25 protein-coding genes are annotated in these 24,548 nt (G+C 72.6%); 15 read left to right on the plus strand and 10 right to left on the minus strand.

Annotated features, from left to right (window positions below; all coding sequences use genetic code 11):
- Positions 1-89: 89 nt before the first annotated feature.
- From PHK61_RS06100 to PHK61_RS06160, 13 genes are all read left to right on the plus strand, one after another.
- A complete protein-coding gene (locus PHK61_RS06100) occupies positions 90-1,757 on the plus strand; it encodes a ferritin family protein (RefSeq protein ID WP_274280086.1) in 1,668 nt (555 codons plus the stop codon).
- 133 nt (positions 1,758-1,890) lie between these two features.
- Positions 1,891-2,943, plus strand: coding sequence for an NADH:ubiquinone reductase (Na(+)-transporting) subunit F (locus PHK61_RS06105; RefSeq protein WP_274280087.1), 1,053 nt, complete (start codon positions 1,891-1,893; stop codon positions 2,941-2,943).
- A 3-nt stretch (positions 2,944-2,946) separates the two neighbouring features.
- On the plus strand, positions 2,947-4,137 hold the full coding sequence (locus PHK61_RS06110; protein ID WP_274280088.1) for a ferritin family protein: 1,191 nt from the start codon (positions 2,947-2,949) through the stop codon (positions 4,135-4,137).
- An 11-nt stretch (positions 4,138-4,148) separates the two neighbouring features.
- Positions 4,149-4,499, plus strand: a complete 351-nt coding sequence (mimD, locus tag PHK61_RS06115) for a propane 2-monooxygenase effector subunit MimD (RefSeq protein ID WP_274280305.1) — start codon at positions 4,149-4,151, stop codon at positions 4,497-4,499.
- Positions 4,500-4,604: 105 nt separating this feature from the next.
- The gene (groL, locus tag PHK61_RS06120) at positions 4,605-6,293 is read left to right on the plus strand and encodes a chaperonin GroEL (protein ID WP_274280089.1); all 1,689 of its coding nucleotides are present in this window, start codon (positions 4,605-4,607) and stop codon (positions 6,291-6,293) included.
- A 30-nt stretch (positions 6,294-6,323) separates the two neighbouring features.
- Positions 6,324-7,352: an NAD(P)-dependent alcohol dehydrogenase gene (locus PHK61_RS06125; RefSeq protein ID WP_274280090.1), complete on the plus strand. Its 1,029-nt coding sequence runs from the start codon at positions 6,324-6,326 to the stop codon at positions 7,350-7,352.
- Positions 7,353-7,381: 29 nt separating this feature from the next.
- Positions 7,382-8,443 (plus strand): amidohydrolase family protein, encoded by a 1,062-nt coding sequence (locus PHK61_RS06130; RefSeq protein WP_274280091.1) that lies wholly within the window; start codon positions 7,382-7,384, stop codon positions 8,441-8,443.
- A 50-nt stretch (positions 8,444-8,493) separates the two neighbouring features.
- Entirely contained in the window at positions 8,494-9,204 is a 711-nt protein-coding gene (locus PHK61_RS06135) for a metal-sulfur cluster assembly factor (protein ID WP_274280092.1), read from the plus strand.
- A 40-nt stretch (positions 9,205-9,244) separates the two neighbouring features.
- The gene (locus tag PHK61_RS06140; RefSeq protein ID WP_274280093.1) at positions 9,245-9,877 is read left to right on the plus strand and encodes a hypothetical protein; all 633 of its coding nucleotides are present in this window, start codon (positions 9,245-9,247) and stop codon (positions 9,875-9,877) included.
- Positions 9,874-10,479, plus strand: coding sequence for a hypothetical protein (locus tag PHK61_RS06145; RefSeq protein ID WP_274280094.1), 606 nt, complete (start codon positions 9,874-9,876; stop codon positions 10,477-10,479). Before PHK61_RS06140 ends, PHK61_RS06145 begins: the two co-directional genes overlap by 4 nt.
- On the plus strand, positions 10,476-10,730 hold the full coding sequence (locus tag PHK61_RS06150) for a hypothetical protein (RefSeq protein ID WP_274280095.1): 255 nt from the start codon (positions 10,476-10,478) through the stop codon (positions 10,728-10,730). Before PHK61_RS06145 ends, PHK61_RS06150 begins: the two co-directional genes overlap by 4 nt.
- 11 nt (positions 10,731-10,741) lie before the next feature.
- Entirely contained in the window at positions 10,742-11,278 is a 537-nt protein-coding gene (locus tag PHK61_RS06155; protein ID WP_274280306.1) for a bifunctional nuclease family protein, read from the plus strand.
- A 151-nt stretch (positions 11,279-11,429) separates the two neighbouring features.
- Positions 11,430-13,292 (plus strand): sigma-54-dependent Fis family transcriptional regulator, encoded by a 1,863-nt coding sequence (locus PHK61_RS06160; RefSeq protein ID WP_274280096.1) that lies wholly within the window; start codon positions 11,430-11,432, stop codon positions 13,290-13,292.
- Here the strand turns inward: PHK61_RS06160 and PHK61_RS06165 are convergent.
- The 7 genes from PHK61_RS06165 to PHK61_RS06195 form a co-directional block, all read right to left on the minus strand.
- Entirely contained in the window at positions 13,273-14,196 is a 924-nt protein-coding gene (locus tag PHK61_RS06165) for an IclR family transcriptional regulator (protein WP_274280097.1), read from the minus strand. The two genes, PHK61_RS06160 and PHK61_RS06165, sit on opposite strands and share 20 nt — an antisense overlap.
- Positions 14,197-14,308: 112 nt before the next feature.
- Complete coding sequence (locus PHK61_RS06170) at positions 14,309-15,844, minus strand: YcaO-like family protein (protein WP_274280098.1); 1,536 nt, start codon at positions 15,842-15,844, stop codon at positions 14,309-14,311.
- Entirely contained in the window at positions 15,841-16,671 is an 831-nt protein-coding gene (locus PHK61_RS06175) for an MBL fold metallo-hydrolase (protein ID WP_274280099.1), read from the minus strand. The genes PHK61_RS06170 and PHK61_RS06175 overlap by 4 nt, the downstream gene beginning before the upstream one ends.
- Positions 16,662-17,663 carry a Gfo/Idh/MocA family protein gene (locus tag PHK61_RS06180; RefSeq protein ID WP_274280100.1) on the minus strand — a complete coding sequence of 334 codons (1,002 nt, stop codon included), beginning with the start codon at positions 17,661-17,663 and terminating at the stop codon, positions 16,662-16,664. The genes PHK61_RS06175 and PHK61_RS06180 overlap by 10 nt, the downstream gene beginning before the upstream one ends.
- Positions 17,660-18,775 (minus strand): class I SAM-dependent methyltransferase, encoded by a 1,116-nt coding sequence (locus tag PHK61_RS06185; protein ID WP_274280101.1) that lies wholly within the window; start codon positions 18,773-18,775, stop codon positions 17,660-17,662. Before PHK61_RS06185 ends, PHK61_RS06180 begins: the two co-directional genes overlap by 4 nt.
- Positions 18,772-19,701, minus strand: a complete 930-nt coding sequence (locus PHK61_RS06190) for an HD domain-containing protein (RefSeq protein WP_274280102.1) — start codon at positions 19,699-19,701, stop codon at positions 18,772-18,774. Before PHK61_RS06190 ends, PHK61_RS06185 begins: the two co-directional genes overlap by 4 nt.
- Positions 19,698-20,882, minus strand: a complete 1,185-nt coding sequence (locus tag PHK61_RS06195) for an inositol-3-phosphate synthase (protein WP_274280103.1) — start codon at positions 20,880-20,882, stop codon at positions 19,698-19,700. The genes PHK61_RS06190 and PHK61_RS06195 overlap by 4 nt, the downstream gene beginning before the upstream one ends.
- 263 nt (positions 20,883-21,145) lie before the next feature.
- Between PHK61_RS06195 and PHK61_RS06200 the strand changes: the two genes are divergently transcribed.
- Both PHK61_RS06200 and PHK61_RS06205 read left to right on the plus strand, forming a co-directional pair.
- Positions 21,146-21,325, plus strand: coding sequence for a PspC domain-containing protein (locus PHK61_RS06200; RefSeq protein ID WP_274280104.1), 180 nt, complete (start codon positions 21,146-21,148; stop codon positions 21,323-21,325).
- A gap of 85 nt (positions 21,326-21,410) precedes the next feature.
- A complete protein-coding gene (locus tag PHK61_RS06205; RefSeq protein ID WP_274280105.1) occupies positions 21,411-22,325 on the plus strand; it encodes a slipin family protein in 915 nt (304 codons plus the stop codon).
- Here the strand turns inward: PHK61_RS06205 and PHK61_RS06210 are convergent.
- From PHK61_RS06210 to glsA (PHK61_RS06220), 3 genes are read right to left on the minus strand one after another with little or no spacing between them, the layout of a single operon-like run.
- Positions 22,294-22,476: a DUF1707 SHOCT-like domain-containing protein gene (locus PHK61_RS06210; protein ID WP_274280106.1), complete on the minus strand. Its 183-nt coding sequence runs from the start codon at positions 22,474-22,476 to the stop codon at positions 22,294-22,296. The two genes, PHK61_RS06205 and PHK61_RS06210, sit on opposite strands and share 32 nt — an antisense overlap.
- Before the next feature lie 7 nt (positions 22,477-22,483).
- Positions 22,484-23,476 (minus strand): glutaminase A, encoded by a 993-nt coding sequence (gene glsA / locus PHK61_RS06215; RefSeq protein ID WP_274280107.1) that lies wholly within the window; start codon positions 23,474-23,476, stop codon positions 22,484-22,486.
- Between the two features lie 18 nt (positions 23,477-23,494).
- On the minus strand, positions 23,495-24,493 hold the full coding sequence (gene glsA, locus PHK61_RS06220; protein ID WP_274280108.1) for a glutaminase A: 999 nt from the start codon (positions 24,491-24,493) through the stop codon (positions 23,495-23,497).
- Positions 24,494-24,548 lie beyond the last annotated feature (55 nt).

A 24,548-nucleotide genomic window follows, 5' to 3' on the forward strand; every position in this document is an offset into this window, starting at 1 on the left:
ACAAGCCTCACCGGCGCCCGGCGGCCACCACCACGGACCACGGCTGCGGAACCCCGTATGCCGAGCTGGAACTCCACAAGGAGAAGAAGATGAGCCGTCAGAGTTTGGCGAAGGCTCACCAGAAGATCCAGGAACTTTCCTGGGAGCCGGTGTACCACGAGCCGTACATGAAGTACGGGACGGACTACACCTTCCGCAAGGCGGCCAAGAAGGACCCGCTCAAGCAGGTCCTCCGGTCCTACTTCCCCATGCAGGAGGAGAAGGACAACCGCGTCTACGGAGCATCCGACGGTGCGATCCGCGGGAACATGTTCCGCCAGGTCCAGGAGCGGTGGCTGGAGTGGCAGAAGCTGTTCCTGTCGATCATCCCGCTGCCGGAGATCTCGGCCGCCCGGTCGATGCCGATGCTGTTCCAGGCGGTTCCGAACCCGGAGCTGCACAACGGCCAGGCGATCCAGATGATCGACGAGGTTCGGCACAGCACGATCCAGCAGAACCTCAAGCGGCTGTACATGAACAACTACATCGACCCGGCGGGCTTCAACAACACCCTCCGGGACTTCCACTCGGACTACTGCGGCACCATCGGCCGTCAGTTCGCCGAGGGTTTCATCACCGGTGACGCGATCACCGCGGCCAGCATCTACCTGACCATCGTCGCCGAGACGGCGTTCACGAACACCCTGTTCGTGGCCATGCCGGCCGAGGCGGCGGCCAACGGTGACTACCTGCTGCCCACGGTGTTCCACTCGGTCCAGTCGGACGAGTCGCGGCACATCTCGAACGGCTACGCCACCCTGCTGATGGCACTGTCGGACGAGGACAACCGCCAGCTGCTCGAGCGCGACCTGCGCTACGCGTGGTGGAACAACCACCGCGTGGTGGACGCCGCCATCGGCACGTTCATCGAGTACGGCACCAAGGACCGCCGCAAGGACCGCGAGTCCTACGCGGAGATGTGGCGCCGCTGGATCTACGACGACTACTACCGGTCCTACCTGCTGCCGCTCGAGAAGTACGGTCTGGTGATCCCCCACGACCTCATCGAGGAGTCGTGGAACCAGATCTGGAACAAGGGCTACGTCCACGAGGTCGCGCAGTTCTTCGCCACCGGGTGGCTCGCGAACTACTGGCGCATCGACGGCATGACCGACGAGGACTTCGAGTGGTTCGAGTACAAGTACCCGGGCTGGTACGAGAAGTACGGCAAGTGGTGGGAGAACTACAACCGCCTGGCGAAGCCGAACGGCCACCACCCGATCGTCGCCGAGGACGTCGACTACGTGTACCCGCACCGGTGCTGGACCTGCATGGTCCCGTGCCTCGTGCGTGAGGACATGGTCGTCGACCAGGTGGACGGCCAGTGGCGGACGTACTGCCACGAGGCCTGCCGCTGGACGGACGCCGAGGCCTTCCGACCCACGTACCAGGGTCGCGAGACCCCGAACATGGGCAAGCTCGTGGGTCACCGCGAGTGGGAGACGCTCTACCACGGCTGGAACTGGGCCGACGTGGTCCAGGACATGGGCATGGTCCGCGACGACGGCAAGACCATGACGGCGCAGCCGCACCTCGATCTCGACCCGAAGAAGATGTGGACGCTCGATCACCTGCGGCGCATGCCGAACGTGGCCAGCCCCAACGTCATCCTCAACGAGATGAGCGACTCCGAGCGCGAGGCGTTCGTCGAGGACTACAACAAGCAGGGGCCCGCCGGTCGCCCTGCCGGGATCGGTGGTGAGGCACTGAAGTCCTGAGCACACGATTCATCGCAGTCGGTGAGTAAGGGGGAGGGCCGGGTCCGCCCGGCCCTCCCCCGTCCTCCCTCCCGGACCGGATCCGCGGTCCGACGTCGTCTTCCGACACCACCCCCCGAAGGAGCGCCCGGACATGGGTGACAAGCACCGGGTCCGTTTCGAACCCGTCGGTATCGAGATCGAGGTCGACGAGGACCAGACGATCCTGCGTGCCGCCTTCGAGCAGGGCGTGCAGCTGATGCACGGCTGCAAGGAGGGGCAGTGCGCGGCGTGCAAGTCCTTCGTCCTCGAAGGCGACCTGGACGAGATCGAGCTGGACCGGTACTCGACCTTCGCGCTCCCGGACATGGAACGGGAGGAGGGCCAGACGCTCCTCTGCCGCGCCCACGCCTACGACGACCTGACGATCGAGCTCCTCAACTACGACGAGGAGATCCTGCGCAGCGGCCTCCCGGTCCGGAAGGGCACCGTCGAGGTGCTCGCCAACGACGAGGTCACCCACGACATGCGGCACCTCGTGGTCAAGCAGGTCGCCGGCGAGGACATCAAGTTCTTCCCCGGCCAGTACATGGACTTCACCGTCCCGCACACCGGTGCGGTCAGGTCGTTCTCCATGGCGAACACCCCGAACCGCGAGGGCGTGTTCGAGTTCGTCATCAAGATCTATCCGGACGGCGCGTTCTCACAGTACCTCGCGAAGGAGGTGGAGGTCGGCGACCGCATCGAGGTCGAGGCCCCGTTCGGCACCTGCACCCTGCGCGAGAACCGCACGTCCGACATCGTCTTCATCGGCGGCGGTGCCGGGATGGCGCCCCTGCTCGGCCTCCTGCGCGCCCTCGTCGAGAAGGGCTCGGAGCGCAAGGCGCGGCTCTACTACGGCGCCCGCACGAAAGCCGATCTGTGCTTCGAGGAGGAACTGCGCGCGTTCGAGGGGAAGATTCCCGGCTTCCGCTACGTCCCCGCGCTCTCCGAGCACGACGGCGACGACTGGGACGGCGCGACCGGGCTGATCACCGAGGTGGTCCGGGAGCGCGAGCCGGACCTCGAAGGGATGGATGCCTATGTGTGCGGTCCGCCGCCGATGGTCGACGCGGCGATCGCCCTCCTGAGCCAGCGCGGGATGAACACGCACAACATCTTCTACGACAAGTTCACCACCACCGGAGAGCCGGAGGACGAGGGCTAACCCATGACCAGCACCGAAGAACGTCCGGAGCGGAGCGTTCCGAAGCCTGTCTTCACAGACGCCGAGGCCGGCGCCAAGGAGTTCCCCGACTCGGGGCCCTCCGCGCGGCACTACAACTACTTCAAGGCGGCGAAGCGCAAGCAGACGCACTACGAGGACGTGACCGTCGAGGTCCAGCCGGACCCTCGGCACTACCTGACCCAGGGCTGGATCTACGGCTTCGCCGACGGCTCGCGTGGCTACCCGCTGACCTGGACCAAGCTCAAGGCCTGGGGTGTCGACGACCCCGAGCCCGAGCGGGGCCCCGGTTCCGGCGGCAAGCCGGTGGAGAACTGGCCGGCCCACGGGTGGCACGAGTTCCGCGATCCCAACGAGGAGTGGGAACTCACGATGTACCGGTACAACGCCAACGTTGTCCGGCAGATCAACCAGAACGTCGAGAACGCGCGCAATGCGAAGGCGTTCGACCAGTGGAGCCCGAACTGGGTGCGCTTCGTCGAGCGCAACGTCGGCGCCTGGATGCACATCGAGCACATCCTCGGCCTGTACGTGTTCGCCGCGAACAACCGGTCCGGCCCGACGAACATGCACAACACGGCGATGGCCGTGAACAGCGAGCACAAGATCCGGTTCGCGCAGGACCTGGCGCTCTACAACCTCACGCTCACCGAGGAGATCGAGGGCTTCGACGGCGCCGCGCACCTCGACGCCTGGAACAACGACCCGGTGTGGCAGGGCGCGCGGAAGGTGTGCGAGGCACTGCCGGCGATCCGCGACGACTGGGGCGAGTCCATCTTCGCGACGAACGTGGTGTTCGAGCCGCTGGTCGGCGAGCTCTTCCGCTCGAACCTCGTCATGCAGGTCGCGGCCCGCAACGGCGACTACGTCACCCCGACCATCGTCGGCGCGGGCGAGTACGACTTCGACCAGCGGGACCTGCGCTGGACGGTCGCCTGCTTCGCTCCGCTGACCCAGGACCGCGAGTTCGCCGACCACAACAAGGAACTGATGAACGGCTGGCTGCAGCACTGGGTGCCGCAGTGTCTCGAGGCGGCCCGCACGATGCAGCCGCTCTGGTCGCAGGCCGACGCCAAGCCGCCTCGCTTCGAGGACTCACTCGACAAGGCCAAGAACCGCTTCGCCGGGATCCTCGCCGATCTCGGGCTCGAGACCCCGAAGGAGCTGAGCCAGTGACCACGCAGGAGATGAAGTTCGGCGCGGAGAACGCCACCGCGTCGAACATGTGCGGCTTCACGCTGATGAACAACCAGGTGGGTGTGCTCGTCGCGAACGTCCTGTCGCGGCTGCCCAACGTCAAGGTCGAGCACCTGCCCTCGATGATCCGCGTCGACGGGGAGGGCAAGTTCGAGACCGTCTACGCCGACATCGACGAGGAGGCCGGCGAGGACGAGAACTGGTTCGACGCGGCCGAGTTCGAGGAGAACATGTCGACCCACTACGGGCGCATGGTCCACCTCGACGACCGCACGATCATGTTCGCCAACCCCGAGGACGCGGCCGAGTACATCGACTTCGACCTCAAGCCCGTCACCTGACCGCGTCAGCCGGGCCGCCGCGGGAGCTCGGCTCCACGGCGGCCCGGCTGACCTTGCGTGCGGCGCCCGACACAAGTTCTCGACACTCCACGGAGAAGTGAGGAAATGGCCAAGGAACTGCGATTCGGTGCCGACGCGCGCCGGGCCCTGCAGGCCGGTGTGGACCAGCTCGCCGAGGCGGTCAAGTCGACGCTCGGTCCCAAGGGACGCAACGTCATCCTCGAGAAGATCACCGGGACGCCGGAGGTCACCAACGACGGCGTGACGATCGCGCGGGAGATCTTCCTGCGCGACCAGTTCGAGAACATGGGCGCGCAGGTCCTCAAGGAGGCCGCGGTCAAGACCAACGACGTGGTCGGTGACGGCACAACGACCGCGACCGTGCTGGCACAGGCGATCGTCCGCGAGGGGCTCAAGGCCATCGGCCAGGGCGGCAACCCGGTGCTGGTCAAGCGGGGCATCGACGCGGCGGTGGCCCGCGTCGTCGACCACCTCTCGACGGTCGTGCACCCGGTCGACGACGTCGAGTCGCTCGCCCGCGTGGCGGCCATCTCGGCCAACGACGACGACGTTATCGGCCGGGTCGTCGCGGAGACGCTGCACACCGTCGGCGACGACGGCGTCATCACCGTCGACGACGGCCCGCGCCTCGGCCTGCACGTCAACTTCGTCGAGGACTTCGAGTTCGACAACGGCTACGTCTCGCCCTACCTCGTCACCGACCCGGGCTCGATGCTCGCGGTGCTCGACGACCCGTACCTGCTGTTCAGCGCGGAGAAGATCAGCGACGTCCGGCTGCTCATGCCGGTGCTCGAGAAGCTCATGCGCGACCCGCGGCCTCTGGTGATCATCGCTGAGAAGGTCGAGGGCACGGCGCTGCAGATGCTCGTGCACAACCACGTCAACGGGCACCTCAAGGTCACCGCGATCCAGGCCCCGGGCTTCGGCGAGAAGCGCGTGCACATGCTCGAGGACATGGCGGCGCTCTGCGGCGGCAAGGTCCTGTCGAAGGCGTCGTCGTTCGCGCTGGAGCAGATGGGGATCGAGCACCTCGGACGCGCCACGCAGGTCCGCGCCACCAGCGAACAGACCGCGATCATCGGGGGTCACGGCGACCCGACCGCCCGCGAGACGCGCGTGCGGCAGCTGCGCACCGAGATGGAGCGGGCGACGATCGGGACCGACGAGGACTGGTTCTCCGAGCGCATCGCCCGGCTCTCGGGCAAGGCGGCGATCCTCGAGGTGGGCGCGCCGACGAACGCGGAGCTCAAGGAGGTCCGCCACCGCGTCGACGACTCCCTGCAGGCGACCCGGGCGGCGATGGCCGAGGGCATCGTCGCCGGCGGCGGCGCGGCGCTGCTGCACGCCGAGGCCGCGCTGGGCAACCTGGACGGCCTGACCGGTGACGGGCGGATCGGCGCGGAGATCGTGCGCGCGGCGCTGTCGGAGCCGGCGAACCTCATCGCGACGAACGCGGGCTTCGAGGGGCCCGACGTCGTCAAGCAGACCCGCGACCTCGGCGTCGACGAGGGCTTCGACGCCCTCGAGGGCCGCTTCGGCAACATGGTCGAGCTCGGCATCATCGACCCGCTGCGGGTCGTGCGCTCCGCCCTCCAGAACGGCGCCTCGGTGGCCGGCCTGATCCTCACGACGAACTCGCTCGTCGCCGAGGAACAGACCCCCTGGAACAAGTCCCTCATGACAGAGTTCGGCCAGCTCGACGAGGGTCTGCCGCAGCCGGCGCCCGACTCGAGCACGCCCCAGTCGATGGGCCTCGGCCCGTCGATGGGGTGACAGCGCTGTGACCATCGAGAGGAGCTCGTCGTGAAGGCCGTTCGCGTCCACGGTTACCAGCAGGACCCCAGCCTCGACGACATCCCGGAGCCGAAGCTGCAGGGCCCGCTCGACGTCATCGTGAAGATCGGTGGCGCGGGGGTCTGCCGGACCGATCTGCACATCGTCAACGGCGACTGGAAGGACATCCAGAACCCGGACCTGCCCTACGTCATCGGCCACGAGAACGCCGGCTGGGTGCACGAGGTCGGCGACGCCGTGACCAACGTCCGCGTCGGGGACACCGTCATCCTGCACCCGCAGCCCTCCTGCGGGCTGTGCCTCGCCTGCCGCGCGGGGCGGGACATGCAGTGCACGGGGGACGCGTTCTTCCCCGGCCTGTCCAACAACGACGGCGGGATGGCCGAATACCTGCGGACCACCGCCCGGGCCTGCGTGAAGCTCAACCCGGACACCAACCCCGCCGACGTCGCGGCGCTCGCCGACGCCGGCATCACCGCGTACCACGCGGTGCGCAAGGCCGTGCCGTACCTGTACCCGGGCACGAGCGCGGTCGTCATCGGGGCCGGCGGCCTGGGCCACATCGGCATCCAGGCCCTCGCCGCCCTGACGGCCACGAAGATCATCGTGGTCGACAAGAACCCGGCCGCGCTCGAACTGGCGAAGCAGATCGGCGCGGACGAGACCGTCGTGGCCGACGGCAACCACGTCGCGGCGGTGCAGGACCTCACCGGTGGCGGTGCCACCGTCGTCTTCGACTTCGTCGCCGAGCAGGGCGTCGAGCTCGAGGCGTGGCAGATGACCGGGCCGGCCGGCTACCAGTTCGTGCTCGGATACGGCGGACAGTTCCAGGCCCCGACGCTCGACTTCGTCGCCGGCGAGAAGAACGTCATCGGCAACATCGTCGGGACGTACAACGACCTGGCCGAGCTGATGGTCCTCGCCCAGGCGGGCAAGGTCACGCTGCACACGGTGCAGTACCGGCTCGACCAGGCCCTGGACGCCCTGCACGACCTGGACGCGGGGAAGGTCCGCGGCCGGGCGATCCTCGTCCCGTAGACGGCGGAGTACAGGAAGGACACCACCACATGTACGAGAAGGACGGCGAGAAGTACTTCATCGTCGATTCCCACATGCACTACTGGGACGCGTCGCCCGAGAACTGGGTGCAGGGCGCGGAACAGTACGCCAAGGGTTGGATCGAGTGCTTCCACGCCTACCAGGGGCTCGGCCCGGCCGAGACGCACCAGCCGCTCGAGGAGTTCCAGAAGGTCTCCGAGGAGCAGCTGATGCGCCAGGAGTTCGAGGAGGGCCACGTCGACGTGGCGATCCTCCAGTCGACCTACCTGCGCGAGTGGTACAAGAACGGCTTCAACACCAGCGAGCGCAACGGCTACCTCGCCGAGAAGTACCCGGGCAAGTTCATCCTCAACACCCGTTTCGACCCGCGTGACGGTGACGCCGGCATGCGCGAGTTCGAGGAGAACGTGCGCCGGTACGGGGCCATCGGCGCGAAGCTCTACACCGCGGAGTGGAACGGCGACTCGCGCGGCTTCAAGCTCACCGACCCGGAGGCGTACCGCTTCCTGCAGCGGGCCGAGGAGCTCGGGGTCAAGAACATCCACGTGCACAAGGGCCCGACGATCTGGCCGCTGGACAAGGACGCGTTCGACGTCTCCGACGTCGACCACGCCGCGACCGACTTCCAGGGCCTGAACTTCATCGTCGAGCACGTGGGTCTGCCGCGCATCGAGGACTTCTGCTTCATGGCGACGCAGGAGCCCAACGTGTACGCGGGTCTGTCCGTGGTCATCGGCGGCCTCATGCACGCCCGTCCCAAGTTCTTCGCCAAGGTCATGGGCGAGCTGCTGTTCTGGGTCGGCGAGGACAAGATGACCTTCGGCTCGGACTACAACATCTGGGAACCGAAGTGGCAGGTCGAGGGCTTCGTCGACTGGACGATGCCCGACGACGACCAGTTCGCCGACTACCCGCGCCTCGACACCAACGGCAAGAAGAAGATCCTCGGTCTGAACGCGGCGAAGCTCTACGGCATCGAGGTGCCGGCCGAGTGCCAGATCACCGAGGGGCAGCCGGCGGCGCAGGACGACGCGCAGCTCGTCGAGGACCGGTCGGTGGCCCCGGCATGATCGCAGGCACGGGTCCAGCTCGCCTATCGGCGTGCTGTGTGTCTGGCTCCGTGTCCCAGGCCTCCTCCACCCCGCCGACCACGCTGGTCGACGGGGTGTGGGAGGCGCTGCGCACCGTGCGCGACCCCGAGCTCGACAACGACGTGGTCAGCCTCGATTTCGTGGCCGACTGCTCGGTCACCGAGGACGGGATCGCGCACGTGCGCCTGCGCCTGCCCACCTACTTCTGCGCGCCCAACTTCGCGTTCCTCATGGTCGCCGACGCCTGGGACGCCGTGTCGCAGGTGGACGGACTGGCCGACGTGGACGTGGCGCTCATCGACCACTTCGCCTCCGACGCCATCAACGCCGGGGTCGCGGCGCGGGCCGGGTTCGTGCACTCGATGGCCGGCAGCGAGGTCGGCGAGGCCGTCGAGGAGCTGCACGAGCTGCGCCGCTCGTTCACCGAGCGGGCCATGATGGCCGGCACCGACCTCGTCGTCCGCCCGCTGATGCGGGCGGGTGCGACGCCCGAGCAGGTCGCCGGGATGACACTCGGCGACGCGCCGGACAGTGCCGACCTGCGCCGCCTGCGGGCGCGCCGGAGCGAGCTCGGCATCCCCGCCGACGACGACGCACCGCTCGTGGTCGACCCCGTGGGGCGGACGGTGGGCCTCGAGGCCCTGCCGCTGCACCTGCGCAAGGCGCGCTCGTACCAGGTCGGCGTCGACGCCAACACCAGCATCTGCCGCGGTCAGCTCGCGGCCCGCTACGGGCTGTAGCACCGACCGGCCGGCTCCGTCCCGAGAGGAGGCTCCCGCCATGCCGCGTCACCCGGGCTGCGACCCCGTGCAGCTCGATCCCGGCAGTCACGACGACCCCGGGGCCGGGCGCTGTCTGATGGAGCACGTCTCGGTGCTGGCGGGGGAGCCGTTCCGGGCGTGGCCCCGGTGCACCCACCCCGCCGTCGCCGCGCTGGCCACCCAGGTCAACGACCGGTGCTCGCCACAAGGGCGGGCGGCGCTGCTCGGGCGGGCCGAGGCGCTCGCCCGCGCGGCCAGCGACGACCCGGCGCTGACCTGGCGGCTCGTCGGGCTGACCGCCGAGGCGACGCTCGTGATCCGACCGTACGAGCGGGGCGCGACCCGGCGCCTCGCCCGGGCCCGGCGGTGGCGCCGGCTGTGGGGCACCGCCCTGCCGCGCCCGCTCGCCCGCCGCCTGCCGCGCTGGGCGCTGGTGAGCTGCGGGCTCGCGGCCCTCGACGAGCTCGTCGCCGCGGTCCACGGCCTGGTCGCCGTGGCCGGGCCGCCCGGCTCGCCGGAACGCGACATCGCGCTCGTCGCCCTGCTGGACAGCGTGCTCGACCACGTCCTCGACGACGTGCCGCAGGCCGTCCCGCCGGCCGGGCCCACCCGGACCGACACCACCATCGTCATGAAGGAGCTCGTCGCATGAGCGCCCCCAGCGACACCCCGCGCACCGTCCGGCGGATCGGATCGCCGGCCGCGGTGGCGCTCGCCGACCTCGCGGCGATCTTCGACGACCTGCAGACCGTGCTGCTGTGCTGCGAGCGCCTCGTGACGGCGCTCAACATCCCGGAGCCGGACCCGGTGGTCGTCGAGTCGCTCTGGACCACGGCGCTGCTGTCGTACTCGCGCTGCTTCGCGCCCGGCGAGCGGGGCATGAACCTCACCGAGGACGACGTCACCGCCCTCGAGCTCGAGGGCGAGGTGCTCGGCTGGCACAAGATGCTGCGCCAGCTCAAGAAGCACTACGCGGACCCCGCGACCAACCCGCGCGAGACGTTCGACGTCGGCGTGGCCGTCGCCGACGGCGTCCCGCAGGGCGTGGCGATCACGTCGACGCGCCAGGCGCTGCCGGACACGATCTCGGTGCACCAGACCGGCGCGATCGCCTACCAGCTCAGCCAGCGCGTCGACCAGCGCATCGCCGAGCACCAGGGCACGGTCCTCGAGGGCGCCCGCGCCCTGAGCCCGACGGAGCTCGAGACCCTCGACGAGGTCGAGCTCACCGACACCCCGGAGGGTGACGAGTGATCGAGAAGTACAACCCGTGGACGGTCGTCAACCTGGTGTTCGAGCACCTCGCCGACCAGGGGCTGCACCCCGTCCTGGGCGAGAGCGGCGACCCCTCGGACGCGGCCGCCGACCTGCTGCGCTCCCTCGGGATCACGCCCGGTGACCCGTCGTGGGGCGAGGGCCAGGACGCCGAGCGCGTCCGCGAGGACCTCGCCGCGCTGCGGGCGGCGTTCGAACCGGTCGACACGGCCGACTCGTCCCGGGAGTGACCGTGGTCGCGATGCGCTTCGCGCGGCTCGTGGTGCACCGGATGACCCGCGAGCCGCTCGCGCTGCTCGTGGAGGAGAACGCCGACCGGTGCGTGGTGGTGTCGGTGCGCGGGCCCCAGGCCGAGATCCTCGACCGGGGTCCGCGGGCGGCGACGCCGGACGACGACGACCGCCTCACCCAGGACCTCATCGGCGAGCTCGCGGCCAAGCTCGGGCGGCGCCTCGCGCGCGGCGAGATCGTCGACCTCGTCGACGACCGCTTCCGGGCCGAGCTGGTGCTCGACGACGGCACGCGCCTGCCCGGGCGCCCGAGCGACGTGCTCGCGGTGACCGTGCGTGAGGGCCTCGCCCTCGAGGTGGCCGACGCCGTGGTCGACGCCGTGGGCCAGTCGTACAGCGAGCTCGGCGGCGACCGGCAGGAGCCGGCGCGCGCGGCCGCGGAGCAGGTGGAGGAGATGCGCGCGTTCCTCGAGCAGGCCACCCCGCAGGACTTCGCCCGCCCGCCGGACGCCGGCGGGGGCCGGACCGGCGGGGACGACCCGGTCTGAGGGCCGGGACCTCCCGACCGGTCCTGACCTGCGGCGTCGTCGCGCGGACGTCTCGATCCGAGACAATCGAGGGTCCCTGCGGGGCCCGTCGGGGCCGTACGATGCCGTGTTAGCCATCACTTCGTCGTGGTGGTCGATGGCGAGGTGGCCCATGGACGGACGTGCCCAGAGCGCCCTCGGTCGTGCGCGCGAGTTCTTCGTCGACCGCGGCTCCGTCAGCGCCTCCGGCATCGTCCGCCCCGAGATCGTCGACTCCTGGGAGCGCTCGCGGAACGCCGGGGTCGACGCCACGCAGCTCGACCTCCCCTACGAGCCCGACCTCGACTTCGACGGCAGCCTGTCCAACTGCGCGCGCCCGGTGCTCGACGACCTCGCCGAGCGGCTCTCGGGCATGTCCGTGGCCGTGGTGCTCACCGACGCCGACGGGCGGGTGCTCGAGCGCCGGGTCGGCGAGGGCGAGCTCCAGCGCCGCCTCGACGCGATCTCGCTCGCGCCCGGGTTCAGCTACGCCGAGGAGTTCGCCGGCACCAACGGCGTGGGCACCGCGCTCGAGGGCGCGATCCCCGCGCTGGTCGTCGGCGCCGAGCACTTCAGCGAGCGCCTGCAGGCCTTCGCGTGCGCCGGCGCGCCCGTCCGGGGCCCGGACGGCGCGCTCGCCGGCATCCTCGACGTCACGTGCCTGCGCTCCGAGGCCAACGACCTCATGCGCTTCCTGGCCCAGCAGGCCGCCACCGACATCGAGGACGTGCTGCGCGAGCGCGGCGGCGTCGGCATCCGCCGGGTGATGGCCGCGTTCCGCGCCACCTGCGCGCGCACCCGCGGGCCGGTCCTCGCCCTCACCGACGACCTCGTGATGGTCAACCGCGCCGCCCGCGGCCTCTCGACGCTCGACCAGGAGCGGGTCACGGTGCGGGCGCTGGAGCTGGGCGTGGGCGGGCGTCCCCATCAGGACCGCGTGCTGCTCGCCGACGGCCCGGCCCGCCTGATGATCACTCCGGTGCCGGCCGAGCGGCCGGTCGGCGTCGTCGTGGAGGTCGTCCCCAGCCGCAGCAGTCTGCGGCTCGCGGGCGGCGACGACGCGAGCCGGACCTCCCCCCGCACCGGCGAGCTGCCCGCCCCACCGTCGGCCTCCGGGTCGTCCTCGGCGTGGTTCCCGCCGTCCCCCTCGTCGGTCGAGCGGCCGCTGCCCGGGCTCGCCGGCGACTCGCGGCCGTGGCGCACGGTCGCCGGGGCGCTGCGCACGGCCGCCGGCGCGGCCCGCAGCACCGTGGTGCTCGGCGAGCCGGGCACCGGCAAGGCCGCCGCCGTCCGGGCCGCGCACGGCGAGGTCCGGCCCGCGGCCCGGTGGGTCACGGTCGACGGGGCCGACCCGGAGGCGGCCGTGACGCTCGCGGGGTACGCGGCGGAGGCGACCACCGCCGGGGTGGGCGCGACCACCATCGTCGTGCGGCACACCGAGGCCCTCGACGAGGCCGGCGTCGGCGCGCTGAGCGCGCTGCTCGAGAAGGTGCCGCCGTCGTGGTGGGTGGTCGGCCTGATCACCGCGGAACGCGCCCCCGAGGAGGGCGCGCTCGGGGGGATGCTCGCCGGGTTCGCGACCTCCGTGCTGGTCGAGCCCCTGCGGCGCCGGCCCGACGACGTCCCGCTGATCGCGGCCGCCCTCCTCGCCCGGCTCGCGCCGTCGCGTCGTGCCCGCTGCACGCCGGAGACCGCGGCGCTGCTCACCGGCGCGCGCTGGCCCGGCAACGTCACCCAGCTCGCGGGGGTGCTGCGCCGCGCGCTCGCCGCGCGACCCGCCGGCGACGTCGAGGCGGCCGACCTGCCCGCCGAGTTCGCGGTCAGCGGCACCCGCCGGCGCCTGACCCCGCTCGAGACCGCCGAGCGCGACCTGATCGTGTCGGCGCTGGTCGAGGCGAACGGCAACCGCTCGCAGGCCGCCAGCGCGCTGGGGATCGGCCGCGCGACGCTCTACCGGCGCCTGCGGGCCTTCGGCATCACCGACGTCGGGCGCTGAACCCGCTGAGCTCGTCGACCCCGCGGGCCGCCGGCGCGTCGCGCTCGACCGTCTCGTCCGGACGCGCGGGCGGCATGCCGACCGGGCGGGCGCCGATCTCGCCGGCCCAGTGCGCGCTCGCCCGCGCCGCGACCGCACGGACGGCCTCGACCAGCTCGTCCTCGTCGAGCGCGAGCCGGCGCGCCGAGCACGACAGGCCCAGGGCGACGGTGGCGGCGCCGGACGGCGAGACGACCGGGGCGGCGATGCTCGCGAAGCCCTCCGCGAACTCCTCGCGGTCGAGCGCGACACCGCGCCGGCGGACCTCGTCGAGCTCGGCCCGCAGCGCGGGGAGGTCGGTGAGCGTGGCCGGGGTCAGGCGGGTGAGCGGGTCGCCCTCCTCGTCGACGGCCTCGCGATACTCGGCCGACGTCGCGAGCAGGACCTTGGTCATGGCCAGGGCGTGCGCGTGGTCGGGCGCCACGTGGGTGCCGAGCCCCGGGTGCTTCGCGAGGCCCTGGTGGCCGCGCGAGTCGGTGACCGTGGCGACCACGGTGCCCGTGCGCCGCACGAGGTAGGAGCGCTGGCGCGTGCGCCGGTAGAGCTCGGTGGTGGCCTCGGCCAGCACGGCGCCGGGGTCCGGGTCGCCGGGCACCGGGCTCGCGGGGGTGGTCCCCCACTGCCCCCAGGGCGGCGCGTCGGAGAGCCGGCAGCGACCCGAGGAGGCACGCTCCGCGTAGCCCGCCTCGCACAGAGTGTTGATCATGTAGCGGGCCGTGGCGGCGCTCTTGCCGAGCTCCTCGGCGAGGTCCGTCGCCGAGAGGCCGTCGGGGTGGTCCCCGAGCAGGCGCAGCGCGCGCAGGACCGTCGCCGCGGTCTTCAGCGACCGCGACCCACCGCCCGCGGGCACCACGTCGTCGTCCACGTCCCCGACGGTAGGACCATCGCGGGGTGACGCCTGTCTCAGTGTGAGACGACGCGACGACCGGGCCGCTGGAGCCGGTCGTCGGCGCCTCGATCGGGTCCTGATGGATGCATCACCGCAGGTCGACGGGCTCGCCGGCGCCGGCGCGGGCGAGCGCGTGGCGGGTCGGCTCGCGGTAGAGGGGGTAGAGCTCGCCCACCGTGCGGTCGACCGCGGCGCGGTCCAGCCACGCGGGACCGCCCAGCCGGTCGCGCCCCTCGGCCGTGAGCGCCACGGGCTGCGCGCCGGCGTGCGGCGGGTCGCCCAGCCCGACGAGATCGCTGCCGCGGGCGAGCAGCCGCTCGACCCCGCGGGCCCCGATCCGCCCGTACGACATCGTCTCGACCTCGAGCCCGGGGACGATCACCTTGGCGGTCACCGCGGACCCCGCGTCGGCGACGACGGTCAGCACGTCGAACCCGTCGAGGCGCGCGAGCAGGTCGTCGAGCAGCGCGCCCGGCTCGGCGAGCCCGGGCGTGTGCGGCAGGTCGGTGAACGCCACCGTCTCCCGCCGCGCCAGCACCGTGGGCGCCAGCAGCTCGCGCAGCGCCGCGGCGCCCCGGGCGGTCCAGTCCGCCATCGCCTCGAACGCGCGCCGCTCCTGCGGGGGCACCGGGTGGGCGAGCTCGCGCGCCCAGTAGCGGGCGTCGAACAGCGGGCGCACCGTGTCGAGGTCGGCGTGCGCGACCAGCTTGCGCACGCGCGCCGAGCAGAACTCGAGCAGGGCCTTCTGCAGCGCGACCTCGCGGTCGGGGTGCGCCGCCTCCCCGCACGCGGTGATCGAGACGGGGTGCGGGGCGTCGGCCGGGTCGGTGTCGTACCCGACGACGTGCAGGTCGGTGACCCCGAACGCCGTCGATGCGAGCTTCGGCACCACCGTGATCCCGACCTCGGCCAGGTGGTCGAGGAGGCGGCGGGTGTCCGGGTCGGTCACCCCCGCGGTGTCGATGACGATGCCGCGGTCGAGCGCCCGGAACGCCGTGGCGTTCCCGTCGCGCTGCAGCAGCTCACCCAGGGCGTGCCCGACCGCCCGCTCGACGGTGTCGCCGGCACCGCAGCCGTTGGTGATGACGGTGACGAGGCGTTCGTCGGCGGGCTGCCAGTCGAGGTCGACGGGGTAGGCCGCGGCGAACTCGGCGGGCACGAGCACGTCCTCCCCGGTGCGCCAGCGCGTCGTCGGCAGCCACCACCGGGGCCGGTCGGGGTCGTCGGCGGTGCCCGCGGGCAGGACGAGGGAGACCGGGTCGACGACGCGGTCGTCGCCGCGCACCGCCCGCAGCGCGGTGTAGGAGTCGCGCACCGGCTCCAGCTCGCGCAGCCGCCGCGACAGCAGCATCTCCTCGGCGAGCTCGGCGTGGGCCGCGACCCGGGCCCGCCCGGTGGACAGCCCGTAGCCGAACGCGCCGCTGCGCGGCCACTCGCCGGCGGGGTCCGCGTGGTCGGCGGAGACGACGGCCACCCCGGTCCGGTCGGCGGCGGAGAGCTCGGTGTCGCCCACCTCCCCGGGCGGCAGGGCCGCGTCCAGGCCGGCGGTGACGTCGTCCAGCAGAGTCGATGGTCCGGCTGCCCTGTCGGCGTGCTCCCCTGGATGCCGCGCGTCCCGGGTCATCCCAGCTCGTCCAGCGCGATCGGCCCGGCCACCGGCTGCGCCGAGAGCAGCCGGTCGTAGAGGGCGAGGACCGTCTTGGTCGAGATGTGCGGCGCGTACTCGAACGGCGTGGCGACCGCCTCGAAGTCGAGCGCCTCGATGACGGCGTACGCGTCCCGGATCTCCTGGTGGGACAGCGGGATCTGCGCGTGGTACGCCTTGTGGGCGGACAGCCCGACCGTGGCGCCGTCGGCGTCGAAGCTCGGCTTGAGCATGTCGCCGCAGAAGAGGATCCCGCGGCGCTCGTCGTGCAGGACGTTGTGGCCGTCGAAGTGCCCGCCGGTGCGGTGGGCGACGAGGCCGGGGGCGAACGCGTGCCGGTCGTCGAGGGGCCACGTGACGCGGAAGGCCGTGGTCCACTCCAGGTCGCGCACGCCGATCCCGAGCACCGGCGGGTCCAGCTCGTCCTGCAGCTGGAACAGCGCGCCGTAGCCGTGCACATGGCTCGCGCCCAGCGCGACGAGCCCGCCGCGGCGGCGCAGCTCGGCGATCGCCGCGTCCGGGTAGAAGCCCGCGCCCTCGAAGCCGACGAGGCCGTTGTCGGTCTCGATCACCCAGCCGCAGGTGCCCAGCCCGACCTGCGGCTCGCACCAGAAGGCGGTGACGCCCGGCGTGACCTCCTCCCACCGGGCCTCCCGGCCGGCGGCGAGGTCGGCGAACGCCCGGAACTCCCAGCCGTCCTCGGGCAGGGCGTTGCGGACGTCGACGCACACCGGGCACTGCGGCGGGACGTCGAACCAGCGCTGCCAGTGCCCGCAGTTCGTGCAGGTCCAGGGGCTCAGGGGCATGACGCCTCCATCAGCAGGGTGTGCAGGGCGAGGTCGCGCTCGAGCGGGTAGGGCCACGTGGCGGCCCCGCGGACGGCGGCGCCGAACGCGGCCAGCTGCCGGGCGAACGGGCCGGCCCCGGTGTCGAAGGCGACGGGCTCCGCCGCGCCGGTCGACGCGTCGATGCGGGTCAGCGTGCCGCCGGGGTCCTGGCCGAGCGTGTTCTCCGCGACCAGCTGGGCCCCGGTGCCGACGACCTCGAGCCGGCGGCGCGGCAGCGGGTCGGCGGTGGAGAAGCTGACATGGTGTGACAGCAACGTGCCGCCGGCGGTCCGGCCGGCGAGGACGGCGGTGTCGTCCGCCGTCGGGTCGGCGTAGTCGTGGACGGTCGTGGCCGTCAGCGCGACGAGGTCGACGAGGTCCTCGCCGAGCAGGCGGCCGGTGAGGTCGATGCCGTGCGGGGCGAGGTCGATCATGGCGCCGCCCCCGGCGCGCGCGGGGTCGACGCGCCAGTTGTCCCGCCCGCCGGCCGGGGTGTGCCAGTCCGGCGGCAGCCAGCAGCCGTAGACGATGCGGACGGTGGTGACGGTCCCGAGGTCGCCGCCCGCGATCCGCTCGGCGATCACCTCGTGGGCGGGGTGGAAGCGCTGGTCGAACGCGGTGCCGGCGAGCAGGCCGTCGGTGGCGGCGACCATCTCCTTCGCGCTCGGCACGTCGTGGGCCAGCGGCTTCTCGCACAGCACCGGGATGCCGGCGGCCGCGACGGCGGCGACGACCGGCGCGTGCGCGTGGTTCGGCGTCGCGACGTACACGGCGTCGAGGTCCGGCGCGGCGAGGAGGTCGTCGAGGTGGGGGTACGCCGGGGCGAGCCCCTCGAGCGCGGCCGGGTCCCGGTCGTGCACGCCGACCAGGTGCGCGGCGGGGTCGGCGGCGATGGCGGGCAGCACGTAGTCGCGCGCCACCCACCCGAGGCCGACGACGCCCCAGCCACATGTCTCCTGGCCGGTGCTCACCAGCCCTCCGGGAGGTCGACGAGCAGCCGGCGGGCGACGGCGTCGTCGGGCAGCGGGTCGGGCCAGGTGGGCGGCAGGTAGGTCGCGGCGCGCGGCCCGTACTCGGCGGCCCAGACGTCGTTCGGCCAGCGCCGGGTGCCGTCGGCGTAGAGCGGGTTCGGGCGGAGCGCGGCGGCGCGGGCCGGGTCCAGCAGGGCGGTCTCGCCGCCGGAGCCGGTGAGGTCGCGGGCGAGCGCGACGGCCTCGGTGTCGGCGAGGTCCTCCGCGGGCGCCGGGCGCGGCAGGCGGCGCTCGAGCGTGGCGGCGGTCAGCTCCTCCTCGCCGTAGCAGGACGCCTCGGGCAGCAGGGCCGCCCAGGACTCGGGCGGGCGCGGGTGCCCGGGCTGCCCGGCGTTGTGGCAGTGCGCGGCGACCACGGCGCCCCCGGGCCCGGCGTGCTCCGCGGCGGCCGCGAGCACCGCCGCCGGGTCGTCGAGGAAGTAGAGGACGTCGTGCGCGGCGACGTAGCTGCTCCCGGCGGACTGCACCGGCCACGGGTGGGCGAGGTCGGCGCAGACGAGGTCGACGTGCGCGGGGACGACGAAGCGCCGGGCGAGCCAGAGCTTGGCGAACACGATGTCGACGCCGGTGAGCTCCTGCTCGCCGTGCTGGGCGAGGCGGCGCAGGAGGTGCCCGGCGCCGCACGCGAGGTCGAGCACCGGGCGCCCGGCCGGCGGGTGGGCCGCGGTCAGCGCGAGGACCGCGAGCCCGGACGGGTCGTGGTCGCGGTGCAGGAAGTAGTCGCCGACGCGCCCGAGACCGAGACCCGCCACGGCCTCGCGCAGGGAGGTGGCGTGCCGCGTGGCCCGCAGCCGGTCCGCGGACGGCGGGGGCTGGTCCCACCAGTCGTCGTTGTCGGCGAGCAGCACGGCCGCGGCGTCGTCGGGGCGGCCGTCGTCGAGCGCGGCGAGCGCGGCGTCCCGGACCTCCTCGCGCCCGGCGCGCACGTACGGGATGCCCTCGAGCACCGGCCAGCGCGTCGCCCCGTCGGTGAGGCTGTGCGGCGTGTCCGCGTGCAGATCGGCGCCGTTCTCGGGGCTCTGCAGGGACGGGGCCACCGCGACCGCGCTCACGGCAGCAGCCCGGCCGCGGCGAGGACGGCGTTCTGGTGCTCCTGCACCGGCGAGGCGTGCACGAGCTCGAGGTCGTCGAGCGCCTCGCGGACCGTGAACGACGCCGCCCGCGCGTGGTGGTGGGTCTGCAGCACGCGGTCGAGGACGTCGGCGGCGTGGAACGTCGCGCCGAGCGGGGTGTCGGCGTCGGCGCGGGCGGCGAGCAGGCTGCGCACGCGGCCGGCGAGGTCGTCGGGCAGCGTGGCCAGCGCACGCTCGGTGAGCCGGTCGACGACGCCGTCGAGGTGCTCGCCCAGCAGGGTCTCGCCGGCGAACCCGGCGTCGGGCAGCGCCGCGTTGTGCAGGTGGTGGGCGAGCCCGAGGAGGAAGGCGTCGCCGCGGTCGGCGCCGTGGTCCTCGGCCAGCAGGGCGCCGTAGACGGCCACGGCCCAGCAGTGCTCGCCGTGGTCCTCGGGCGGTTCGGCGATCAGCCGCGCCCGGCCCGGAGCCGTGGCGCCGGCCCGGGGCTGGCGGCACAGCGCGTCGACGAACGCCGGGAGCTCGACCGCGGAGCCCGCGGGACTTCCTGCGGCCGGCGCCGCGCGCAGCCACGCGAGCGTCGCCGGGTGCACCACGCCGTCGGCGACCTCGTCGATCGCGCGCCGCAGGACCGTCGTCACGGCGTCGCCGTCGAGGCCCGCGTCGGCGAGGACGGCGGCGTCGACGCCCGCCAGGCGAGCGCCGGCGACGGCCGCCGCGGTCTCCGCGTCCGCCACCGCCACCGGGTCCGCCCCGGCGACCAGCGCCGACCACGCCCGCACGAACGCCCGGGCGGCCATCGACCCGTCGGCGTCCGCGGTGCGGACCCGCTTGAGGTCGCCGACCTCGCGGAACAGGCCCGGCACCGCCGCGTAGCGCGCGGTCGGGGCGGTCAGCACCGAGGTCACGCGGCGCCCGCGCCGATCCACTCGCGCAGGACCTGCTCCTGCACGTGCAGGGCGTGCTCGGGGCGGCGGCCGTCGCGGGTGGTCGGCGCCTTGAAGAAGTAGCCGAGCTGCTCCTGCGCACCGCCCTCGCCGCGGCGCTGCGCCTCGACGACGAGCCGCACGAGCTCGAGCACGAGCGGCGCGGCGAGCACCGAGTCGCGGGCCATGAAGTCGACCTTGATCTGCATCCGCTGGCCCAGGAAGCCGGACAGGTCGATGTTGTCCCAGGCCTCCTTCTCGTCGCCGCGCGGGCGGTAGTAGTCGATGCGCACGACGTGGTCGCCGACCTCGTAGCCGAGGATGTCGTCGAGGACCGAGCCCTTGGTCGCCACCTTGCTCGACAGCGAGTCCGGGTCGTCGAGGATCTCGCCGTCGCGGTTGCCGAGGATGTTCGTCGAGTACCAGCCGTCGACGGTCAGCGCGCGCGAACGGAACGCCGGCGCGAGCACCGTCTTCATCATCGTCTGGCCGGTCTTGCCGTCCTTGCCGGCGACGGGCACGCCGCGCTGCTCGGCGAGGTCGAGCAGGCCGGGCACGTCGGCCGCGGCGCTCGGGGTGAAGTTCACGTACGGGCAGCCCTCGGTGATCGCCGCGTAGGCGTAGAGCATGCCCGGGGTGATCGCCGCGTCGTCGACGTCGAGCGCCTTCTCGAACCCGTCGGCGCTGGCCAGGGCGGGCAGCGTGAGGTCCGGCCAGCGCTCGGTGGAGGCGAGGTTGACCACGACGAGGTGGTCGAGCTCCTGGTCGCGCCGGAAGCGGCGCAGGTCCGCGGCGATGTGGGCGACGCGGTCGCGCAGCGCGGGGACGGCGACGAGGTTGCTGCCGCGGGCGTTGCGGCAGTACTCGGGGTCGGCGACGGCCGGCCACGGCTCGATGTCGGCGAGCGCCGGGCCCGCGGCCTCGATCTGCCGGTCGTCGAGCACGCGGTGCCCGTGCGCGGCCTTGGCGAGGTCGTCGCCGTCGACGTCCCACCCCGCGAACACCAGCGAGGTGTAGGGCACGAGACCGTCGGTGTCGGCGAGCGGGAGCCCGTCGGTCCCGACCGTCCCCAGCTTCATCAGCTCGACGCCGGCGACCGCGGTGGTGGCGACTGCCCCACCGAGCCCGACGATCGCCACTCCCGTGCGCGCGTTCTCCGCCACGTCGGTCCTCCTCGACCCTGGAACTCCTGGCCTGCTCCTGCTGGCCCGGTGTGGACCCCGCCGGACGTACCAACAACTTCTCCTGCTCGAAACCGTGGATCGGCGACGAGCGGTCGCCGGACCACGGTGAGCGGCGTCACCCGGCCCTGGGACCGGCCCCGGAAAACTCCGGGGTCGGGCACCCACGTGGCGCTCCGCGCGTTGACGGAGTGTCGGAGGGGACAGACAGCCACCGGGGGAACCACCGAGGGAACGGAGCCGTCATGGCCACGCTGACCAGGCCGCAGTCCAACAAGGTCATCGCGGGGGTGTGCGCCGGGCTCGCCGAGCGGTTCGGCATGTCGCCCGGCGTGGTGCGCCTGCTGTTCGTGCTCTCCTGCCTGCTGCCCGGCCCGCAGTTCGTGATCTACATCGCGCTGTGGGTGATCATGCCCAAGCGGTGACCCCTCAGGCGCCGCTCAGCGCCCCGCCAGGCGATCTTCAGCCGTGGCGGGGACGCTGGCGAGCCCCAGCGGGAGGAGGCGCGCCATGGACGCGCTCGTGGTCGTGCTCGTCGTGGTCGTGCTGCTGGCGCTGGTCACGGGGGGTGCGGCGGTGCAGGCCGTCCAGCAGTACCAGCGCGGCGTCGTGCTGCGCTTCGGGCGACTGCTGTCGACCGTGCGCCAACCGGGACTGCGGGTGATCATCCCGTTCGTCGACCGGATGCGGAAGGTCCCCGTGCAGACGACGGTGCTCGACGTGCCGTCCCAGAACGCGATCACCCGGGACAACGTCACGATCGGGGTCGACGCGGTGGTCTACTTCCGCGTCTCGGACCCGGTCCGTGCGGTGATCAACGTCGACGACTACCTGCGCGCGACGTCGCAGGTCGCCCAGACCTCGATGCGCTCGGTGATCGGCCGCGCCGACCTCGACACGCTGCTCTCGGACCGTGACGCCATCAACGGCGAGCTCAAGGCGGTCATCGACGCGCCCACCGAGGACTGGGGCGTGAGCATCGACCGCGTCGAGATCAAGGACATCGCGCTGCCCGAGGGCATGCGCCGGTCGATGTCGCGGCAGGCCGAGGCCGAGCGCGACCGCCGCGCCCGCGTCATCGCCGCGCAGGGTGAGCTGGAGGCCTCCGAGAAGCTCACGCAGGCCTCCGAGCGCATGAGCGCCGCGCCCGGCGCGCTCCAGCTCCGCCTGCTCCAGACCGTCACCGACGTGGCGTCGGACAAGAACTCGACGCTGGTCATGCCGCTGCCGGTGGAGCTGCTGCGGTTCTTCGAGAACGCCACGCCGGCCCAGGTCGCGGCGGCCCCCGAGGCCGTCCGCCGGGCGATCGACGCCGCGGGCGGGACGGCCGGGGTGACGGCCGCTCCGACCGTCGCCGTCCCCGACGAGGCGGCGGAGGCGCCGGAGGCGCCGGTCACCACAGGTGACCGGGAAGGTCCTTCGTGAGCTCGGAGAGCTCGCCGCGGGTGGTGGCGGCGTAGGCCGCCGCCACCCGTTCGTCGAACTCCGCGAGGGTCAGCCGGCCGTTGCCGACGGCGCGCTGGAGCCGCTCGACCACGAGGTCGCGTTCGGCGTCGGAGGCCCGGACGTCTCGCACGTCCTCATCATCCCGCCACGGCCGGCTGCGCGACGCGCCCGAAGCGGGAGTCGGCGGGGTCGGCGAACACGTGCAGGCCGAAGGTCTCGGACAGCTCGCGGCAGAGCTCGACACCGCGCACCGAGTTGCCGTGCACGTCCAGGCCGGGGGAGTAGACGCCGAAGCCGAAGTAGCGCGGCAGGACGCACACGATGTCGCCCGACACCCCGCTCTTGGCCGGGATGCCGACCTCGTTGGCCCACTGGCCGGCCGCGTCGTACATCCCGCAGGTCATCATCACGCTGACGATGTCGCGGACGTACTCGCGCGGGACGGCCCGCTCGCCGGTCATCGGGTTGATCCCGCCCTTGGCCAGGGTGGCGCCCATGACCGACAGGTCGGCCGCGGTCACCGTGATCGAGCACGCCGACAGGTAGGTCTCGACGACCTCGTCGACGTCGCCGGAGATCATGCCCAGCGAGCGCATGACGTAGCAGAGCCCGAGGTTGCGGTCGTTGCTGCGCAGCTGCTGGCGCAGGATCCGCTGGTCGACGGCGAGCGCGGGATTGCCGGAGTAGGCGCGGTAGCGCTCCAGGATGCGGTCGACCTTCTCGTCGACGTCGCGGCCGTGGACGAGGCTCGCCGCCACGAGCGCACCTGTGTTGATCATCGGGTTGTGGGGCCGGTGGTGGACCTCGTCGAACGTGATCGAGTTGAACGGGTCGCCCGAGGGCTCGACCCCGACGCGGGCGAGGGTCGCCGCCGCGCCGTTGTCCTCGAGGGCGAGCCCGTAGGTGAACACCTTGGACACCGAGTGCAGCGGGAAGGGCACCGAGCAGTCACCCGCCTGCCACTGTGTCCCGTCGACGTTGGTGCCGGCGAGGCCGAACAGCTGGCGCTGCTCCTCCGGGGCGTCCTCCGGGTAGTAGCTGACCACCCGGTCCTCGCCGAAGGCCCGGTACTTCTCGTGCAGCTCGTTGAGCTGCGTGCGGACGAGCTCTCGTTCCCCGACGGCGACCACGATCGACATCCTGCCGTGTCACGCCCGGGTCAGGCGAGGACCTCCCGTGCGGCGCAGCCGTCCGAAGCGGGTCTGGTCCGGTGAGGCGAACATGTGCAGCCCGTAGCGCAGCGACAGTTCGCGGAACACCGCCTGCCCGCGGACCGAGTTGCCGTGCTCGTCGAGCCCGGGCGAGAACGTCGCCAGCCCGAGGCGCCCGGGCATCACCGCGACGATCCCGCCGGACACCCCGCTCTTGGCCGGGATGCCGACGTCGGTGGCCCACTCGCCGACGGCGTCGTACATCCCGCAGGTCATCATCACGCTGACGACGTCGCGGACGTGCCCGGAGCTCAGGGCGCGCTGCCCGGTCAGCGGGTTCAGCCCGCCGTTGGCGAGCGTGGCGCCGATCGCCGAGAGCTCGCACGTGGTGACGCGCACCGAGCACATCGACAGGTAGACGCGCAGGTTCTCCTCGATGTCGCCGGTGAGCATGCCCAGCGAGCGCATGAGGTAGCTGATCGCGAGATTGCGGTCGGCCGAGGCGAGCTGGTCGGCGAGCAGCTCCTGGTCGACCTCGAGGTCGGACACACCGCTGAACGCCCGCATCCGCGCCAGGATCCGCTCGACCTTCTCGTCGGCCGTGTCGCCGTGCACGAGGTAGGCGGCGACGAGCGCACCGGCGTTGACCATCGGGTTGTGCGGACGCTGGTGCTCGTCGTCGAAGGTGATCGAGTTGAACGGGTCGCCCGAGGGCTCGACACCGACGTGGCGCAGGGTCGTCTCGCGGCCGTTGTCCTCGAGCGCGAGGGCGTAGGTGACGACCTTCGAGATCGACTGCAGCGGGAACCGGAACTCGCAGTCGCCGACGGTCCACTGGGTGCCGTCGACCGACGTCCCGGCCAGCCCGAAGACGTCCTCCTCGCCCTCCGCGGCCGGCAGGGCGATGGAGACGATGTCCTCCTCGTGCTCGTCCGCGTGGTGGTCGTGCAGCTGCTCGAGCTGCTCCTGGACCAGTGCCTCCTCGGCGTCGCTCACCACGAGCGCGCATCCTCTCTCACGGACGCGGAGCGGAGCGGAGCCGGACCATCGG

Origin of the sequence: Actinomycetospora lutea (genome assembly GCF_028737205.1) — a bacterium.
Lineage (GTDB): Bacteria > Actinomycetota > Actinomycetes > Mycobacteriales > Pseudonocardiaceae > Actinomycetospora > Actinomycetospora lutea.

Coding starts and splice junctions, on each gene's coding strand:
- mimD (WP_274280305.1), top strand. CDS start 4,149: ATGAAGTTCGGCGCGGAGAACGCCACCGCGTCGAACATGTGCGGCTTC.
- PHK61_RS06200 (WP_274280104.1), top strand. CDS start 21,146: ATGGCCACGCTGACCAGGCCGCAGTCCAACAAGGTCATCGCGGGGGTG.
- PHK61_RS06170 (WP_274280098.1), bottom strand. CDS start 15,844: ATGACCCGGGACGCGCGGCATCCAGGGGAGCACGCCGACAGGGCAGCC.
- PHK61_RS06140 (WP_274280093.1), top strand. CDS start 9,245: ATGCCGCGTCACCCGGGCTGCGACCCCGTGCAGCTCGATCCCGGCAGT.
- PHK61_RS06175 (WP_274280099.1), bottom strand. CDS start 16,671: ATGCCCCTGAGCCCCTGGACCTGCACGAACTGCGGGCACTGGCAGCGC.
- PHK61_RS06110 (WP_274280088.1), top strand. CDS start 2,947: ATGACCAGCACCGAAGAACGTCCGGAGCGGAGCGTTCCGAAGCCTGTC.
- PHK61_RS06160 (WP_274280096.1), top strand. CDS start 11,430: ATGGACGGACGTGCCCAGAGCGCCCTCGGTCGTGCGCGCGAGTTCTTC.
- PHK61_RS06205 (WP_274280105.1), top strand. CDS start 21,411: ATGGACGCGCTCGTGGTCGTGCTCGTCGTGGTCGTGCTGCTGGCGCTG.
- PHK61_RS06105 (WP_274280087.1), top strand. CDS start 1,891: ATGGGTGACAAGCACCGGGTCCGTTTCGAACCCGTCGGTATCGAGATC.
- PHK61_RS06100 (WP_274280086.1), top strand. CDS start 90: ATGAGCCGTCAGAGTTTGGCGAAGGCTCACCAGAAGATCCAGGAACTT.
- groL (WP_274280089.1), top strand. CDS start 4,605: ATGGCCAAGGAACTGCGATTCGGTGCCGACGCGCGCCGGGCCCTGCAG.
- PHK61_RS06145 (WP_274280094.1), top strand. CDS start 9,874: ATGAGCGCCCCCAGCGACACCCCGCGCACCGTCCGGCGGATCGGATCG.
- PHK61_RS06130 (WP_274280091.1), top strand. CDS start 7,382: ATGTACGAGAAGGACGGCGAGAAGTACTTCATCGTCGATTCCCACATG.
- PHK61_RS06155 (WP_274280306.1), top strand. CDS start 10,742: ATGCGCTTCGCGCGGCTCGTGGTGCACCGGATGACCCGCGAGCCGCTC.